The organism is Pseudomonas sp. R3-56, assembly GCF_051132075.1.
Lineage (GTDB): Bacteria > Pseudomonadota > Gammaproteobacteria > Pseudomonadales > Pseudomonadaceae > Aquipseudomonas.
This window is the reverse complement of record NZ_CP071657.1, coordinates 5,312,241-5,327,521: the sequence shown is the minus strand read 5'-3', so window position 1 is coordinate 5,327,521 and position 15,281 is coordinate 5,312,241. Positions and strand designations below refer to the sequence as shown.

At 60.2% G+C, this 15,281-nt stretch carries 14 protein-coding genes; 6 read left to right on the top strand and 8 right to left on the bottom strand.

Annotated features, from left to right (window positions below):
• Positions 1–77: 77 nt before the first annotated feature.
• The 5 genes from J3P96_RS24260 to J3P96_RS24240 all read right to left on the bottom strand — a co-directional run bounded on the left by J3P96_RS24260 (position 78) and on the right by J3P96_RS24240 (position 7,676).
• The gene (locus J3P96_RS24260) at positions 78–2,888 is read right to left on the bottom strand and encodes an FAD-binding and (Fe-S)-binding domain-containing protein (protein ID WP_434653722.1); all 2,811 of its coding nucleotides are present in this window, start codon (positions 2,886–2,888) and stop codon (positions 78–80) included.
• Complete coding sequence (locus tag J3P96_RS24255; protein WP_434653721.1) at positions 2,885–3,556, bottom strand: LutC/YkgG family protein; 672 nt, start codon at positions 3,554–3,556, stop codon at positions 2,885–2,887. Before J3P96_RS24255 ends, J3P96_RS24260 begins: the two co-directional genes overlap by 4 nt.
• Positions 3,553–5,010 (bottom strand): LutB/LldF family L-lactate oxidation iron-sulfur protein, encoded by a 1,458-nt coding sequence (locus J3P96_RS24250; protein WP_434653720.1) that lies wholly within the window; start codon positions 5,008–5,010, stop codon positions 3,553–3,555. Before J3P96_RS24250 ends, J3P96_RS24255 begins: the two co-directional genes overlap by 4 nt.
• Complete coding sequence (locus J3P96_RS24245; RefSeq protein ID WP_434653719.1) at positions 5,007–5,831, bottom strand: (Fe-S)-binding protein; 825 nt, start codon at positions 5,829–5,831, stop codon at positions 5,007–5,009. The genes J3P96_RS24250 and J3P96_RS24245 overlap by 4 nt, the downstream gene beginning before the upstream one ends.
• 150 nt (positions 5,832–5,981) lie before the next feature.
• The gene (locus J3P96_RS24240) at positions 5,982–7,676 is read right to left on the bottom strand and encodes a lactate permease LctP family transporter (RefSeq protein WP_434653718.1); all 1,695 of its coding nucleotides are present in this window, start codon (positions 7,674–7,676) and stop codon (positions 5,982–5,984) included.
• A gap of 263 nt (positions 7,677–7,939) precedes the next feature.
• On the opposite strand from J3P96_RS24240, the gene J3P96_RS24235 reads away from it, so the two are divergent.
• Positions 7,940–8,707 carry a GntR family transcriptional regulator gene (locus J3P96_RS24235; RefSeq protein ID WP_434653717.1) on the top strand — a complete coding sequence of 256 codons (768 nt, stop codon included), beginning with the start codon at positions 7,940–7,942 and terminating at the stop codon, positions 8,705–8,707.
• 125 nt (positions 8,708–8,832) lie between these two features.
• Here the strand turns inward: J3P96_RS24235 and smpB are convergent, their stop codons facing one another.
• Positions 8,833–9,315: an SsrA-binding protein SmpB gene (gene smpB, locus J3P96_RS24230; RefSeq protein ID WP_030139770.1), complete on the bottom strand. Its 483-nt coding sequence runs from the start codon at positions 9,313–9,315 to the stop codon at positions 8,833–8,835.
• Between the two features lie 118 nt (positions 9,316–9,433).
• On the opposite strand from smpB, the gene J3P96_RS24225 reads away from it, so the two are divergent.
• Genes J3P96_RS24225 through J3P96_RS24215 form a run of 3 tightly spaced genes read left to right on the top strand, consistent with a single transcriptional unit; the run spans position 9,434 to position 11,587 of the window.
• Complete coding sequence (locus tag J3P96_RS24225; protein ID WP_305496927.1) at positions 9,434–10,837, top strand: sodium-dependent transporter; 1,404 nt, start codon at positions 9,434–9,436, stop codon at positions 10,835–10,837.
• Positions 10,838–10,844: 7 nt separating this feature from the next.
• Positions 10,845–11,288 carry a type II toxin-antitoxin system RatA family toxin gene (locus tag J3P96_RS24220; RefSeq protein ID WP_305496926.1) on the top strand — a complete coding sequence of 148 codons (444 nt, stop codon included), beginning with the start codon at positions 10,845–10,847 and terminating at the stop codon, positions 11,286–11,288.
• Complete coding sequence (locus J3P96_RS24215; protein WP_434653716.1) at positions 11,285–11,587, top strand: RnfH family protein; 303 nt, start codon at positions 11,285–11,287, stop codon at positions 11,585–11,587. The genes J3P96_RS24220 and J3P96_RS24215 overlap by 4 nt, the downstream gene beginning before the upstream one ends.
• A 59-nt stretch (positions 11,588–11,646) precedes the next feature.
• On the opposite strand, the gene bamE is transcribed toward J3P96_RS24215, so the two are convergent.
• Positions 11,647–12,174 carry an outer membrane protein assembly factor BamE gene (gene bamE, locus J3P96_RS24210; RefSeq protein WP_305496923.1) on the bottom strand — a complete coding sequence of 176 codons (528 nt, stop codon included), beginning with the start codon at positions 12,172–12,174 and terminating at the stop codon, positions 11,647–11,649.
• 97 nt (positions 12,175–12,271) lie between these two features.
• Here bamE and fur point away from each other — a divergent pair, with 97 nt between their 5' ends.
• Positions 12,272–12,676: a ferric iron uptake transcriptional regulator gene (fur, locus tag J3P96_RS24205; RefSeq protein WP_305496921.1), complete on the top strand. Its 405-nt coding sequence runs from the start codon at positions 12,272–12,274 to the stop codon at positions 12,674–12,676.
• A 74-nt stretch (positions 12,677–12,750) separates the two neighbouring features.
• Here the strand turns inward: fur and recN are convergent, their stop codons facing one another.
• Positions 12,751–14,424: a DNA repair protein RecN gene (gene recN / locus J3P96_RS24200; RefSeq protein WP_434653715.1), complete on the bottom strand. Its 1,674-nt coding sequence runs from the start codon at positions 14,422–14,424 to the stop codon at positions 12,751–12,753.
• 240 nt (positions 14,425–14,664) lie between these two features.
• Between recN and grpE the strand changes: the two genes are divergently transcribed.
• On the top strand, positions 14,665–15,231 hold the full coding sequence (gene grpE / locus J3P96_RS24195; RefSeq protein ID WP_181287537.1) for a nucleotide exchange factor GrpE: 567 nt from the start codon (positions 14,665–14,667) through the stop codon (positions 15,229–15,231).
• Positions 15,232–15,281: the final 50 nt, after the last annotated feature.

The window sequence follows — 15,281 nt, the reverse complement described above, 5'->3', positions numbered from 1 at the left end:
GGCTACCTGTTGAGGAAGTCCCGCGTTTGCGGGACCTGATCAATGGACTGCCGTTGTTCGTCAGGGTTCTATTTTTTTCACATCGCCCTGGCCCGTGTCACTCGGTCGACCAGATAAACCAGCCCGTGGTAATCAATCGCACCGTGTTGCGTAAGACCGATCTCACAGGTCCGGCTGGTGGAGATTCCTTCGCTGCAGTGCTCTACCGCGCCCTTGAGCGTGCGCAACGAGTGGGCGTTCAGTTCGGGCGTGGTGAAGCCTTTGTCCCCGGCAAATCCGCAGCAATGGATGCCTTCCGGAATGACCACGTTTTTGCTGCACCTGCGCGCCAGATCGATCAACGCCTGGCTCTCGCCAAGGTGCTGCGTGCTGCAGGTGACGTGCACCGCAATGGGCGCCTCCTGGGGAATGAAGTCGAGGCGATCCATCAGGTGCGTGCGAATGAAACGCACCGGGTCGTACAGGTCCAGGCGTACGTCACCCAAGTCTTGAACCAGGCGCAGGGTACATGGGCTGGTATCGCAATAGATCGGGTCGAGCCCGCCGCGGCTGGCGTGCAGCAGCGCGCCGATCAGTTCCTGGCGCTTGTGCTCGGCCTGTTCGGCGTAGCCTTTGGATGCAAAGGGTTGGCCGCAGCAGAGGCTGTCTACGTTGTCCGGGAAAACGACTTGGTAACCGGCTTTTTCCAGCAGCCCGCGGGTCTTGTCGTGCAACGACATCTGTTCTTTGTCCCCTGCCGCCGGGCCCATGACCCGCGACACGCAGGCCGCCAGATAAACCACCCTCGGTCGTTCGTCCGACACGCTGGGGCTGAACCGAATCGCCCTTTCCGGCTGCGGCATGGCGTTGGTCCACTGCGGGACTTGTCCTTTGGACAGCCGCGTCAGCCCGGCGGACAAGCGTGCCAGGCGCGGCGCTCCCAACATCATTCGCGCACCGTTGGCGACGTGCAGGGTAAAGCGCGCCCCTTGCAGCGCAGTGGCGAAATTGCTTGCAAGCCAATCGGCGGTTTTCGTACGCGTCGCGGTACGGCTGCGGAGTTTTTTCACCAGTTCGCCGGTGTTGATTCCGACAGGACAGCGCTGGGCGCAAAGGCCCGTGGCGGCACAGGTATCGATGCCCTGGTATTGATAGGCCGTTTCCAGCTCGGAGGTATCGATACCGGCGCGCTTTTTCGCTTGAATGTCGCGCCAGATCACGATGCGCTGGCGCGGGCTCAAGGTCAGGTCCTTGGAGGGACACACCGGCTCGCAGAAGCCGCACTCGATGCACTTGTCGACAATCTCATCAGCTGCCGGCAATGGCTTGAGGTGCTTGAGGTGGATCTGCGGGTCCTCGCTGAGCACGACGTCCGGGTTGAGGATGCCGTTGGGGTCAAGCAAGCGCTTGAGCTGCCACATCAATTGATAGGCATCAGTGCCCCATTCCAGCTCGACGAACGGTGCCATGTTGCGGCCGGTGCCGTGTTCGGCTTTCAGCGAGCCGCCGAATTCCACCGCTACCAGTTGCGCTACGTCATCCATGAACGCCTGGTAGCGTGCGACTTCTTCAGTGCTGTTGAAGCCTTGGGTGAAGACAAAGTGCAGGTTGCCTTCCAGTGCGTGTCCGAAAAGGATTGCTTCGTCGTAGTGATGTTTGTCGAACAGGGCGATCAGGCGATTCACGCCGGCGGCCAGTTGCTCGACAGGGAAGGTCACGTCTTCGATGATCACCGTGGTTCCGGTCTTGCGTACCGCGCCTACGGCGGGGAAGGTGTCTTTGCGGATGGCCCACAGGCGGGCGTTTTCTCGCGGGTCCTCGGTGAAGTCGACCTGTTTTTCCACCGGGAAAGCCGCCAGGGAAGCCATGATCCGGGCCAGTTGTTCCTGTAGTAACGATGACGAAGCGGCGCGGGATTCGATCAGCAAGGCGCAGGCATTGTTCGACAGGTGCTGTACGAAATCCGGCATGCCCGGCTTGTCCTGCACCGAGCGCAGGCTGCGGCGGTCCAGCAGCTCAACGGCTGAAACCGGCTGGCTTTTCAGTACGGTCACGGCGTTGCAGCAGGTCTCCACATCCGGAAACACGATCAGTGCCGAGGCTTTGTTCGGGTGGTCGATGACGGTGTTGTAGGTCACCGCGCTGATGAATCCCAAGGTGCCTTCAGAGCCCACCAGCAGATGGCTGAGGATATCCACCGGCTCGTCGAAATCCACCAGGGCATTGAGCGACAGGCCGGTGGTATTTTTCAGACGGTACTTGTGGCGAATTCGGGCGGCGAGCTCCGTGTTGGCGCGTGTCTCACGGCCAAGGGTTGCCAGCCGCTCCAGCAGTTCGCCGTGGCTCGCCCTGAATGCCGCCACGCTGGCGGCGTCTTCGGTGTCCAGGCGCGTGCCATCGGCGAGCACCAGGCGAATGCCGGCCAGGGTGTGATAGGTATTCTGCGCCGTGCCGCAGCACATGCCGCTGGCGTTGTTGGCGACGATCCCGCCAATCTTGCAGGCGCTGATCGACGCCGGATCCGGGCCGATCTTGCGCCCGAACGGGGCCAGCCAGGCGTTGGCCTGGGCGCCGATCACTCCGGCTTGCAAGCGGATCTGTGTGCCTTGCTCGCGAATTTCCCGGCCGTTCCAGTTGTCCCCGAGCACAATCAGCACTGAGTCGCTGATGGCCTGGCCGGACAGGCTGGTGCCGGCCGCACGGAAGGTCACCGGAACCCGGTCGCGCTGGGCCAGCTGCAGCAGGGCGATGACTTCGTCTTCGCTTTCGACGCGTACCACCAGTTTCGGAATCAGCCGATAAAAGCTCGCATCGGTGCCGAAGGCCAGGGTCGACAACGGGTCGTCGAAGCGTCGTTTCTCCGGGATCAGTTGGTATACGTCGCGCAGGAAAGGGGCCGGAAGCGTCATTGGTCCTCCAGAATCAGCACCACCAGATCCTTTGGTCCATGGGCGCCGTAGGCCAGGACCTGCTCGATGTCGGCGGTCTTTGACGGGCCCGACACCAACAGGGCGTTGGTCGGCATGCCTTGGGCCCATTCGAATTCCTGCTGCACTTCATAAAAGTTGTCACGGATTTCGCTGGCCTTGAGCAAGGCGAAGTGCACCGGCGGGACGAGGCTCATCAGGCGCGGTTCTTCCCGCGTCGGCCAGAGAATCAGGCTACCGGTTGCGGCGATGGCTCCGAGGGTGCCGGTCAGGCTGGCAGGCGTATCGTTGAACAGCTCGGCTTTCCATTCCTCCACCGGCCGATCGTAGGCCTTGAGCGCAGGAAGGCCAGGATTGTTCGCCCAGAACTGTACGATTTTTTGCCCGTGGGGCGTTGTCGGTGCGATCAGCAGGCTCGGCAGTTGCCGGTCGCGCAGCAATTGCGCCAACAGCGTCGGCCAGGCTTCGCCGGACGTCAGGTGAATTTCGGTGTGCACCGCTTCCATCAGCTTGCGCAATTGTGGAATGCGTTCCTCGGGCGCGTAGCGGTAGGTCTGTGTCACCAGTTCGACATCGTAGTTGTCGGCAACGGGCGTGGTGCCGGTCAGGCTTTTACGCAGCTTGGCGAGGATATTTTCCTTGGCGCTCATCGGCGGTCTCCCTGCTGGGTCAGGTGGTCGCGGGCCAGGTCATGCAACGAGCGGGCGGCGGGTTTCGGGGCGCTGTGGTTCTGGGTCCAGGGGCCGACATTCTGCGGCGCCAGGCCGCGCAGGCGCGTGGCGAGGAAAGCGAACAGCCGGTACAGCCGTGGCGAGCTGTTGAGCCGGGCCCAGGCATTCCAGATGAAGCGCTCCTTGGCCGAATACTTGCTGCCCTGGCCGCGCATGACCGGGTTGGGGCTGTCCGGCGCCTTGACGTTTTCTTCTCGCAGCCGTCGTAGCAGGGCCGGGATCGGGATTTTCACCGGGCATACTTCGCCGCAAGCACCGCACAACGAGGACGCGCTCGGGTGATCCGGCACCTTGGCCAGACCGACCATGTGTGGCGTGATGATTTTTCCGATAGGTCCTGGGTAAACCTCGCCGTAGGCATGACCACCAATTCGCGTGTAGACCGGGCAATGGTTCATACAGGCGCCGCAGCGAATGCAGTTCAGGGTCTGGCGCAGCTCACTGTCGGCAAACGCCTGGCTGCGACCGTTGTCGAGCAGGACCAGGTGAACTTCCTGCGGCCCGTCCAGTTCGTTTGCCTTGCGCGGGCCGGAGATCATGTTGACGTAGGTGGTGATCGGCTGGCCCAGCGCCGAGCGGGTCAGCAGCGAGAGCAGCGGCACGACGTCCCGCAGGTTCTCCACGACTTTTTCAATGCCGGTCACGGCAATGTGCACCGGCGGCACCGTGGTCGACATCCGCCCGTTGCCTTCGTTTTCCACCAGCAGCAGCGTGCCGGTTTCGGCGACGGCGAAGTTGACACCGGAAACGCCGACGTCGGCTTCGAAAAATTTCTGCCGCAAGACCTTGCGACCGATCTGAATGAGTTGGTCGACGTCCTTGGTGTACTCCACGCCAAGTTTGTCGTGGAACAAGGACGCGACCTGACCGGCATTCTTGTGGATTGCCGGCATGATTATGTGTGAAGGCTTCTCGTGGTCGAGCTGGACGATGTATTCCCCCATATCGGATTCGAGACATTCAATGTCCCGAGCCTCGAGGAAATGGTTCATCTCCATCTCTTCGCTGACCATCGATTTGCCCTTGATCACTTGCCGCGCCTCGTGAGCGCGGATGATCGAGAGGACGATGCCATTGGCTTCGTCCACCGTTTCCGCCCAGTGCACGTTCACACCGTTGCGGGTCAGGTTGGCTTCAAGTTGCTCGAGCAGGTCGGGCAGCTTGGATAACGCGCGGGCGCGGACAGCATTGCCCAGCCCCCGCAGGTGTTCTCTTTCGTGGGCATCGCTGAAGGACGTTGCCCGTTTTGTCATCAGTGAATCCATCGCAGTGCGAAAGTTGTTTCGCAGTTGCGTGTCGTCCAGCGCCTTGTGGGCGCGAGCGCGAAAATCTTCCTGCACTTCAACGGTAGGAATCAGCGTCGGCGTGCTCATGCGGCACCTCCGGTTCGCTGCCAGAGGAAGCTCGCCAGATGCTGGCCGCGTAGCGCTTCGCGCTGTTTTTCCAGCGCCCCGTTGATATTCATCAGGCAACCGCAGTCGGCGCTGACCACCTGATGCGCGCCGGATTCCTTCAGCGCGCGGGTCTTGTCGGCCACCATCGCGCCGGAAATATCCGGCATGCGAACGCTGAACGTCCCACCAAAACCGCAGCATTCACTTTCATGGCTGTGGTCGACCCGCTCCACGTGGCGCAGCTGTGCCAACAACTCACGGCCATGCAGGTGCGTATTCATTTCCCGTCGTGCCGAGCAGGACGTATGCAGCGCGACCTTTACCGGCGCGCCACTGTCATTCAACCGCACCTTGCACACGAACAGCAGGAACTCGGCCAGCTCATAGGTCCTGGCCGCCAGGGCCTGGACCTGTTTGAGCATTTGCGGCTCGTCCTTGAACAGGTCGGCGTAATGTTCACGCAGCATGCCGGCACACGAGCCCGACGGCACGACCACCGGATAATCCCCGGCAAACAGGGCCAGTTGCGCCCGCGCCACCGTCCGCGCCTGCTCGGTATATCCCGACGTGTAGGCCGGTTGCCCGCAGCACGTCTGGCCTTGCGGGTAGTCGACCTGGATGCCTTCGCGCTCAAGCAGATGAATCGCGTCCATCCCGGCTTCGGGGTAGAACAAATCCACCACGCAGGTTCCGAACAGATAGACCCGTCGGGGTTTTTCGCTGGGATACTGGCGCGGCTCAGGCAATGGCGGGGCGACTCGGGTCGCGTTCGGCACGGCGTTGTAAAAAAGCTCGCTCATCAGGCGTGTCTCCGGGTGGTCCCGGTTATCCGTCTGCTGAGGCTGCTGAATATAAAGAGGAAATCTTTCAGCAGCCTTGCAGACCCGGTGGTGAATAGCGGACGCCAAATCACGTTTCAGCGTCGGGTTTTTTAATGTTTCGTGTAGTACTCAGTGAACCAGCATGCCGGTGAACCAGTAGGCCTGGGCCAACGTGATCACGCCGACGATCGTTGCAAAGAATAGGCTGTGTTTCAGGGTGAAACGGAACAGATCCGATTCCTTGCCCACCAGGCCGGTTGCCGCGCAGGCTACGGCGATCGATTGCGGCGAAATCATTTTGCCGGTGACGCCGCCACTGGTATTGGCTGCCACGAGCAATGTGTCGTTGACACCGATCTGGTGCGCGGTCGTCGCTTGCAGCGAGCCGAACAGCGCATTGGACGAGGTATCGGAGCCGGTCAGGAATACACCCAGCCAGCCGAGGAATGGCGAGAAGAACGGGAACGCGGCGCCAGTTCCGGCCAATACCAGGGCCATGGTTGATGACATGCCCGAGAAGTTGGTGACGAAGGCGAATGCCAGGACCATGCCGATGGACAGGATAGGCCAGCGCAGTTCGAAGAAGGTCTCCTTCAAAGTGGTAAGACCAGTTCTGAGGTTGATCTTCAAGACGATCATCGAGATGAGTGCCGAGAAGAAAATCGCCGTGCCGGTGGCCGAAATCGGATCGAGCTTGAACACCGCCGGAATCGCCGTGGGGTTGATCACGATAGGGGCGACCTTGATGACCAGTTGATCCAGGTGCGGGATCGCGAAGTTGAATACCCAGCCATACATCGAACCACCGGCGGCGAACATCGCCTTGAAGGGCTTCAGGGTCCAGAGGGTCACCAGCACGGTCAGGATCAGGAACGGTGACCAGGCCTTGATGATTTCCCCCAGGCTGTAGGGCGAAGCCACGGTGCTGCGCGGCTGGCCGAAACCGCCGACGCTGGCGGTGATCGCTGCGCTGGAGGTTGCGCCGGCAATCTGGGCGCCGGCGGTACGCTTGGGCTGCCAGATTTTCAGGAACAGCGTCAGGGATACCAGGCTGGCCAGGGCCGACGTGATGTCCGGCAGTTCCGGGCCGATGAAGTTCGAAGTGAAGTATTGGGTAATGGCGAAACTCAAGCCCGCCACCAGGGCGGCCGGCCAGGTTTCCCGCACACCGCGCAGCCCATCCATCATGAACACCAGCCAGAACGGCACGAACAGCGACAGCAACGGCAGCTGGCGACCGGTCATGGCGCCGATCTTGAAGGCGTCGATCCCGGTGACCTGGCCCGCAACGATAATCGGAATACCCAGTGCGCCGAAGGCTACCGGAGCGGTGTTGGCGATCAGGCATAGGCCGGCGGCGTAGAGCGGGTTGAAACCCAGGCCGACCAGCAGCGCGGCGGTAATCGCGACGGGAGCGCCGAAACCGGCGGCACCTTCCAGGAATGCGCCGAAGCAGAAGCCGATCAGCAACACTTGCAGGCGTTGGTCATCGGTAATCGACAGCACCGAGCTGCGGATGATTTCGAACTGGCCGCTCTTGACCGTCAGTTTGTAGAGGAATACAGCGGCGACAATGATCCAGGCAATCGGCCAAAGACCATAGGCAAAGCCATAGCCGGCGGCGGCAAACGCCATGTCGGCCGGCATCTGGAAAGCGAAGATCGCGACGGCAATCGCCAAGGCCAGGGTGATGCTGCCCGCCACGTGCCCCTTGAGGCGAAACACCGCCAGGGCGAGGAAGAAAAACACGATGGGAATGACGGCCGCGAGTGCGGACAAGCCTAGGCTGCCGAGCGGGCTGTAAAGCTGTTGCCAGGTTTGCATATTGGGTGAGCCCCTAATTGTTGTTGGTCAGGCACTGGTCAGCGGTTTTGGGTAATTGGTAATACCAATTTACAAGCGCTGTCGGCTAGGGTAAAAGCCTTGGTCGTCGTGTGTCAATTTGCCGCTTTGAAACTTTCGTCGAATAAGCGGTGCAGATGACATCTGATCTGCTGGCATTAATATTTTTTGTTGGGTGTGGACGAGGCCCGGATGGGCCAGAATAGAGAGCCCGGCGAGCCGTCGGGACCGTGGAGAATCGAGTTATGGGGTTTGATCAGATTCGTCAGCGCCGTTTGTCTGACGATATTGTCGAGCGGCTTGAAGGCATGATCCTCGAGGGCACGTTGAAGTCCGGCGAGCGACTGCCGGCCGAACGAACCTTGGCCGAGCAGTTCGGTGTGTCACGCCCTTCGTTGCGTGAGGCAATCCAGAAGCTGACGGCCAAGGGTTTGCTGATCAGTCGTCAGGGCGGCGGCAACTATGTGGTGGAGTCGCTGGGCTCGACGTTCAGTGATCCGCTGCTGCAGCTCCTGGAAAGCAATCCCGAAGCACAGCGTGATCTATTGGAGTTCCGGCATACCTTGGAGGCGTCCTGCGCTTATTACGCAGCATTGCGGGCTACCGAGGTCGATCGCGAGCGGCTGACAGCGGCGTTCGATGAGTTGCAGGATTGTTACTCGCGTCACGAAGAAGTGAGTCGGGCGGAGGAGGGCGCGGCGGATGCGCGCTTTCATCTGGCGATCGCCGAGGCCAGTCATAACGCGGTTTTGCTGCACACCATTCGCGGCTTGTTCGACCTGCTCAAGCGCAATGTAGTGACCAATATCGGCGGCATGTACAAACAGCGCAGCGAGACCCGCGACATGCTGATCAGCCAGCATCGGGAATTGTATCAAGCCATCATGGATGGTCACGCGGAGTTGGCGCGGGAGGTTTCCAGCCGACATATCCTGTATGTGCAGGAGGTGCTGGAAGAGGTGCGTCAGGAAGTGCAGCGGGTTGCCCGGGCGGAGCGGCGCAAGGGGATGTAGCCGGCGGTTTTTGGTGCTTCTGTGGGAGCGAGCCTGCTCGCGAAGCGGCCTACCCGACCCATTGATGTCGGATATGTCTCCGTCGTCGCGAGCAGGCTCGCTCCCACAAAGGATCTTCCGAGGCTCTAATCTTCCTTGCCCTTGTTACGCACCGCGCGCTGCAACTCGCGCCCGGCATCGCGTTCGCGCTCGGTGTCGCGCTTGTCGTATTCCTTCTTGCCCTTGCCCAGTGCAATTTCGCACTTGATCAAATGCTTGCTCCAGTACAGCGAGGTACAGACGCAGGCATAACCCTTCTGCTGCACGGAGGCGAAGAGCTTCTCCAGCTCCCGCTTGTTGAGCAGCAGTTTGCGCGAGCGCACAGGATCGGCAATGACGTGGGTGCTGGCGGTGGTCAGCGGCGTGATGTGGCTGCCCAGCAGCCAGGCTTCGCCGTCCTTGAGCAGGACATAACTGTCGACCAGTTGCGCCTTGCCGGCACGCAAGCTTTTTACTTCCCAGCCGGCCAGGACCATGCCAGCCTCGAAACGCTGTTCGATGAAGTAATCGTGTCGCGCCTTTTTGTTTTGCGCGATGGTCCCTGTGGGGTGTTTCTTCTGTTTAGCCATAGGGGCGGCATTATAGGCAGTTGCGTGCGTGTCGGCTACGGTGAAGCAGCAAGCTTGAGCAGGTTGAATGAATCCCGGACAATGCGGCCTCTTTTTTGAACGCTTGGGCGTGATCACGATGTCGACAGACAAGGTTTCTGTCCACGGCAGTTGGGCTAGCCGCTGGGTCTTCATATTCGCTGCGACCGGTTCGGCCGTGGGGCTGGGTAGTATCTGGAAGTTTCCGTACATGGTCGGCGTCTACGGCGGCGGTGCCTTCGTATTGATGTTCCTGGCATGCATCGCCCTGATCGGTGCGCCGGTCATGTTGGCCGAAACACTAATCGGTCGTCGTGCCCGGCAAAGCCCGGCCAATGCCTTGAAGGTGCTGGCGACGGAGGCGGGCCATTCGGCCAGGTGGTCGTGGGGCGCGTTCGCCGGAATGGTCACGGCACTGTTGATTCTTTCTTTCTACAGTGTGGTTGGCGGCTGGTCCCTGGATTACATTATCGATATGGGCCGGGGAGATTTCCAGGGGGCGACGCCCGATCAGGTCGGCGCCTACTTCGGCAACGTGATCGCCGACCCTTGGAGGCTGACACTTTGGCACACGCTGTTCATGGTGCTCTCTGCCGTAGTGATCGCCCGAGGCGTGGTCGCCGGGCTTGAGCGCAGCCTGCGGATCATGATGCCGCTGCTGTTCGTGATGATCCTGGTGCTGCTGGGCTACAGCATGACCACCGGACATTTCATGGAGGGCGTGCATTTCATGTTCGACTTCCAGCCGGAGAAAGTCATGGACGGGCTGCTGCCGGCCATGGGGCATGCGTTTTTCTCCCTCAGCGTTGGGGTCGGCTCGATCATGATCTATGGCGCCTACATGCCCAAGAACGCCTCGCTGACCAGGACTGTCTTCGGCGTTGCGTTGCTGGATACCTTTGTATCGTTGCTCGCAGGGGTAGCGTTGTTCCCGATTGTCTTCGCCGCAGGCCTGAATCCCAGTGAAGGGCCGGGGCTGATGTTCGTCAGCCTGCCTTTCGCCTTCGGCAGCATGCCGTTCGGCCAGGTAATGGGCGTGGTGTTTTTTGTCCTGGTGGCAGTCGCTGCCTGGAGCTCGGCCATTTCCTTGCTCGAGCCGATGGTCGCTTACCTGGTTGAACGAACCCGCCTGAGTCGCGCCTGGGTCACTTTCTGGCTGGCCTTCACCTGCTGGTTCGTAGGATTGGGCACGGTGTTTTCCTTCAATATATGGAAGCAGGCAAAGTTTTTCGTGAACGAAGGCGGTCTGTTCCACCTCTATCAGTGGGGAGCGACCGGAGGGCTGGATTTCTTCGGAGTGATTGATTTCTTCACGTCGCGGATCATGCTGCCTTTGGGCGGATTGTGTTTCGTGGTGTTTGCAGGGTGGATCATGGGGCGTGACGCGGTGCGTGATGAACTGTCCCTGCGCAGCCCGGTGGTGTTCGCCTTGAGTCTGTTCTTGATGCGCTATGTGGCGCCCATCGGCATCCTGGTAGTGTTTGCCGCCCAGCTGTGGAAGTGACGCTTACATGACGACACATATTCAACGCTCGGCCTTGCTGCCCTACCCGGCGCAGGCGCTGTACGACCTGGTCAACGATGTGGCGAGTTATCCGGAGTTCTTGCCCTGGTGCTCGTCCGCCGAGGTACTTGAAAGCTCCGAAACCCACATGCGGGCCAGTCTCAATGTGGCCAAGGGCGGATTGAGCCAGCACTTTGTCACGCGTAACACCTTGGTGCCGGGGCAGTCGATCGAAATGAACCTCGAAGAGGGGCCGTTCAATCAGCTCCATGGTGTCTGGGTGTTCAAGCCGCTCGGGGAAAAGGCCTGCAAGATCAGCCTGGATCTGTCGTTCGACTACGCGGGGCCAATCGTGCGGGCAACCTTGGGGCCGCTGTTCAACCAGGCGGCCAATACGCTGGTCGATGCGTTCTGCCAACGCGCGAAACAGAACGCCGAGCTCAAGCGTTGATCGAAATTGAAGTGGTGTATGCCAGCGTCGACCGCCAGGTCTTGCGCACATGTTCAGTGCCCGAAGGTACCAGTGTTCGCGCTGCGCTGTTGGCGTCGGGTATTGCCGAGGATTTTCCGCAGCTGGACTTGAGCGCGTGTCCGATCGGTATTTTTGGCAAGGTGGTCGCCGATCCGGATCGGCAAGCGGTGCAAGTTTGTGATCGGCTCGAAATTTATCGACCGTTGCTGGCTGATCCAAAAGAAATTCGTCGTCTACGAGCGGCCAAGGCTGCCCAGGCGCGTCAGGCGGATCAGTAAGCAGCGCTTAATTGCAGGCAATAAAAAACCCGGCATGCCGGGTTTTTTGTTGTCGCAATTTATTGCGGCGAGGTGTCCAGAGGCTCGGGCGTCGGGACAGGTACGGTCTCGACGTTGTCCACATCCTTCTGGATCTGATCCAGCAACGAACCTGGCTTGGCCGGTTTTTCCGGTTTCGGCTGTTCGGCATTCTGGGTCGGGTCGGTGACGGTTGTACCGCTGTCCTTGCCCATGATGGCCTCATCGCGGCTCACACCAGGCATGAAATCACCCGACAGGCTGACAAGTTGGTCATTGGCATTGAAGATAACGCTGATGCGTTCCTGTTGCCGTTCACCACCGCCTGGCTGCAGGCTGTACAGGTAATCCCAGCGATCGGCATGGAACGTGTCGGTCAGCAGGGGGTTGCCCATGATAAACCGTACTTGCCGACGGGTCATTCCCGGGCGTAACTGGTCTATCATGTCCTGCGTGACGACATTGCCCTGCTGGATGTCGATTTTGTAAACCCCGGGGAATGAACAACCGGCGAGTGCGAGCAGTCCCACGAAGGTGAAACTGGTTAGCAAGAGCTTGGTGTTTTGCATCGGTGGGCGACTTCCACTATCTTGGCTGGGACAACGTAAACGCCGATCATACCCGCATTAAGAGAAGCTGCGAAGCAGCATCGCGAGAAAGCTGACCATGGTTGAAAATAGCGAACTACGCAAAGCCGGCCTCAAAGTGACCCTGCCAAGGGTCAAGATTCTGCAAATGCTCGATTCCGCCGAGCAACGCCACATGAGTGCCGAAGACGTCTACAAGGCGCTCATGGAAGCTGGCGAGGACGTCGGTCTGGCCACGGTTTACCGTGTATTGACCCAATTCGAGGCGGCGGGACTGGTGGCTCGTCATAATTTTGATGGCGGTCATGCTGTCTTCGAATTGGCGGACGGGGAGCACCATGACCACATGGTGGATGTAGAGACTCGCGAGGTAATCGAGTTCGTCAGTCCTGAAATCGAAAAGCTGCAAAAGGCGATTGCTGACGAGTATGGCTTCGATTTGATCGATCACCATCTCGTCTTGCATGTCCGCAAGCGCAAGTAAGTTCGTCACGTAGGCGAAAGCCCGCAAAACGAAAGAAGGCGACCCTCGGGTCGCCTTCTTGCTTTACAGCGCTTTCAGCTTTTTGCCGCAACCACCATTTTTTTGGCATGGGCCAGGGATTCCTTGGTCAGGTCGATGCCTCCCAGCATCCGTGCCACTTCTTCCACGCGCTCGTTCTTGTCGAGCTTGGAGACAGCGGTGCGAGTAGCGTCTTCGCCACGCACCTTGTGCACGAACAAATGCTGATGGCCTTGGGCTGCGACCTGAGGCAGGTGAGTCACCGTCAATACCTGCCCGCGCTCACCCAGCCTGCGCAGCAATTGACCGACGATCTCCGCTGTCGGGCCGCCAATGCCCACGTCGACTTCGTCGAAGACCAATGTCGGTACACGGGATGTCTGCGCCGTGATGACCTGGATGGCCAGGCTGATGCGCGACAACTCACCGCCGGACGCCACTTTTGCCAGGGCCTTGAGCGGTTGCCCGGGGTTGGCACTGACCAGTAGCTCCACTTGTTCCAAGCCATTGGGCTGAAGCTCGTCACCGGCGTTGGGGCGCAGTTCGATGGTAAATCGGCCGCCTGGCATGCCAAGGCGCTGGATTTCCTGCTCCACGGCACCGGCCAGGCCGGTGGCGGCCTTGCGGCGCAGCTCGCTGAGTTCCCTGGCCTTTTCCTGGTAATGCCGCGCGTAGGAAGCCAGTTCATCTGCGAGTCGCTCGATGGATTCATCGTTGGCGTTCAGGGTTTCCAGTTCCTCCAGCAGGCGCTGCTGCAGTTCAACGACTTCGGTTGGCTGGACTCGGTGCTTGCGTGCAAGCGTATAGATAGTGTCCAGGCGTTCTTCCAGATATTGCAGGCGCGCGGGGTCAGCATCGAAATGATCCAGGAACCGGTTCAGTTCCCCAACGGCTTCCTCGACCTGGATCTGCGCGCTGGTCAGCAAATTGCTGGCCTCGCTCAGGGCGCCTACCGAATTGCTGACGCTGGAGAGCCGGTTCAGGCTCGCCGTCAATGCGCTGAGCACATTGCCCGAGTCGCTTTCGCTACATTGTTCGACTACCTGCCGGCAGACGCCCAAGAGTGCTTCGGCGTTGGTCAGGTTCTTGTGTTCCTGTTCCAGCTCCTCCAGTTCGTTTTCACCCAGGGCCAGGTTCTCCAGCTCTTCGAGCTGGTAGCTCAAGAGTTGGTGGCGGGCGCGTTGCTCGTCGCCGGAATTGGCGAGTCGGTCCAGCTCCTGCCGGGTCTGGCGCCAGCGTTGGGCTGCCAGGTGAACCTGGCGGGCCAGGTCGGTGGCTCCGGCGTACTCGTCGAGCAGGCGGCGATGGGTATCGGTCTTGAGCAGGGACTGGTGTTCATGCTGGCTGTGAATATCGATCAGCAGTTCGCCGAGTGCTTTCAGATCACCCAGCGGGCAAGGGGCGCCATTGATATAGCCGCGGGAGCGACCTTCTGCGGTGATGACCCTGCGCAGGATGCATAGGCCGTCGGTGTCGAGGTCCCGTTCGGCCAGCCACGCGCTGGCTTCGGGAATGTCGACCAGGTCGAAAGTTGCCAGGATGTCGGCCTTGTCTGCGCCGGGGCGCACCACGCCGCTGTCGGCACGATCACCCAGGGTCAGCCCGAGGGCATCGAGCATGATCGATTTGCCAGCGCCGGTTTCACCGGTAATCACGCTCATGCCTCGGTCGAGTTCGAGGTCGAGATGTTCGACGATGGCGTAGTTGTGTACGGACAGGTGCACCAGCATAAGGCCGCTCCCAGGCTTTAGGTCTGGTTATTTATACAGTGTTTTGTCGCGAGCTGACAATGCCCGGGCTTAGCTCGATTTGCTTTGATCGCGTGATTTTTTAGCGCTGCCGGGAATGATATGCAGCTGTTTTTTGTAAGGTTAATTCGTCGCGCGGCCCTTGAAGCTGAAAAACGTGGCCCCATATACCGGGGCAGAAGCGCGAGTCGAGCTCGCGGACGAAGTTGAAAGGAGAAATCTATGGCTGACGAACAGACGCAGGATACGCAAAATCTAGACGCCAATCAGGCTCCCCAGGATTCGGGCGAAGACCTGTCGGCTCGTGTACAAGTGCTCGAAGAGCAACTGGCCGGTGCTCAGGATCAGGCGTTGCGCGTAGCAGCCGACCTGCAGAATGTCCGCCGCCGCGCCGAGCAAGACGTGGAGAAGGCCCACAAATTCGCCCTGGAGCGTTTCGCCGGCGACCTGCTGCCGATCATCGACAGCCTGGAGCGCGGCCTGGAGCTGTCCAACCCGGACGACGAGAACATCCGTCCGATGCGTGAAGGCATCGAGCTGACGCTGAAAATGTTCCAGGACACCCTCAAGCGTTATCAGCTCGAAGCGATCGATCCCCACGGTGAACCCTTCAACGCCGAGCACCACCAGGCCATGGCGATGCAGGAAAGTGCCGACGTCGAGCCGAACAGCGTGCTGAAAGTATTCCAGAAGGGCTACCTGCTCAACGGCCGCTTGCTGCGCCCGGCCATGGTTGTGGTCAGCAAGGCGCCGGCGCCGGTTTCGCCTTCTATTGATGAGCAGGCTTGAAATCGGGCGCAACGGCCCCATTAAGAAGTCAAGCGTTTAAGTACTACCGC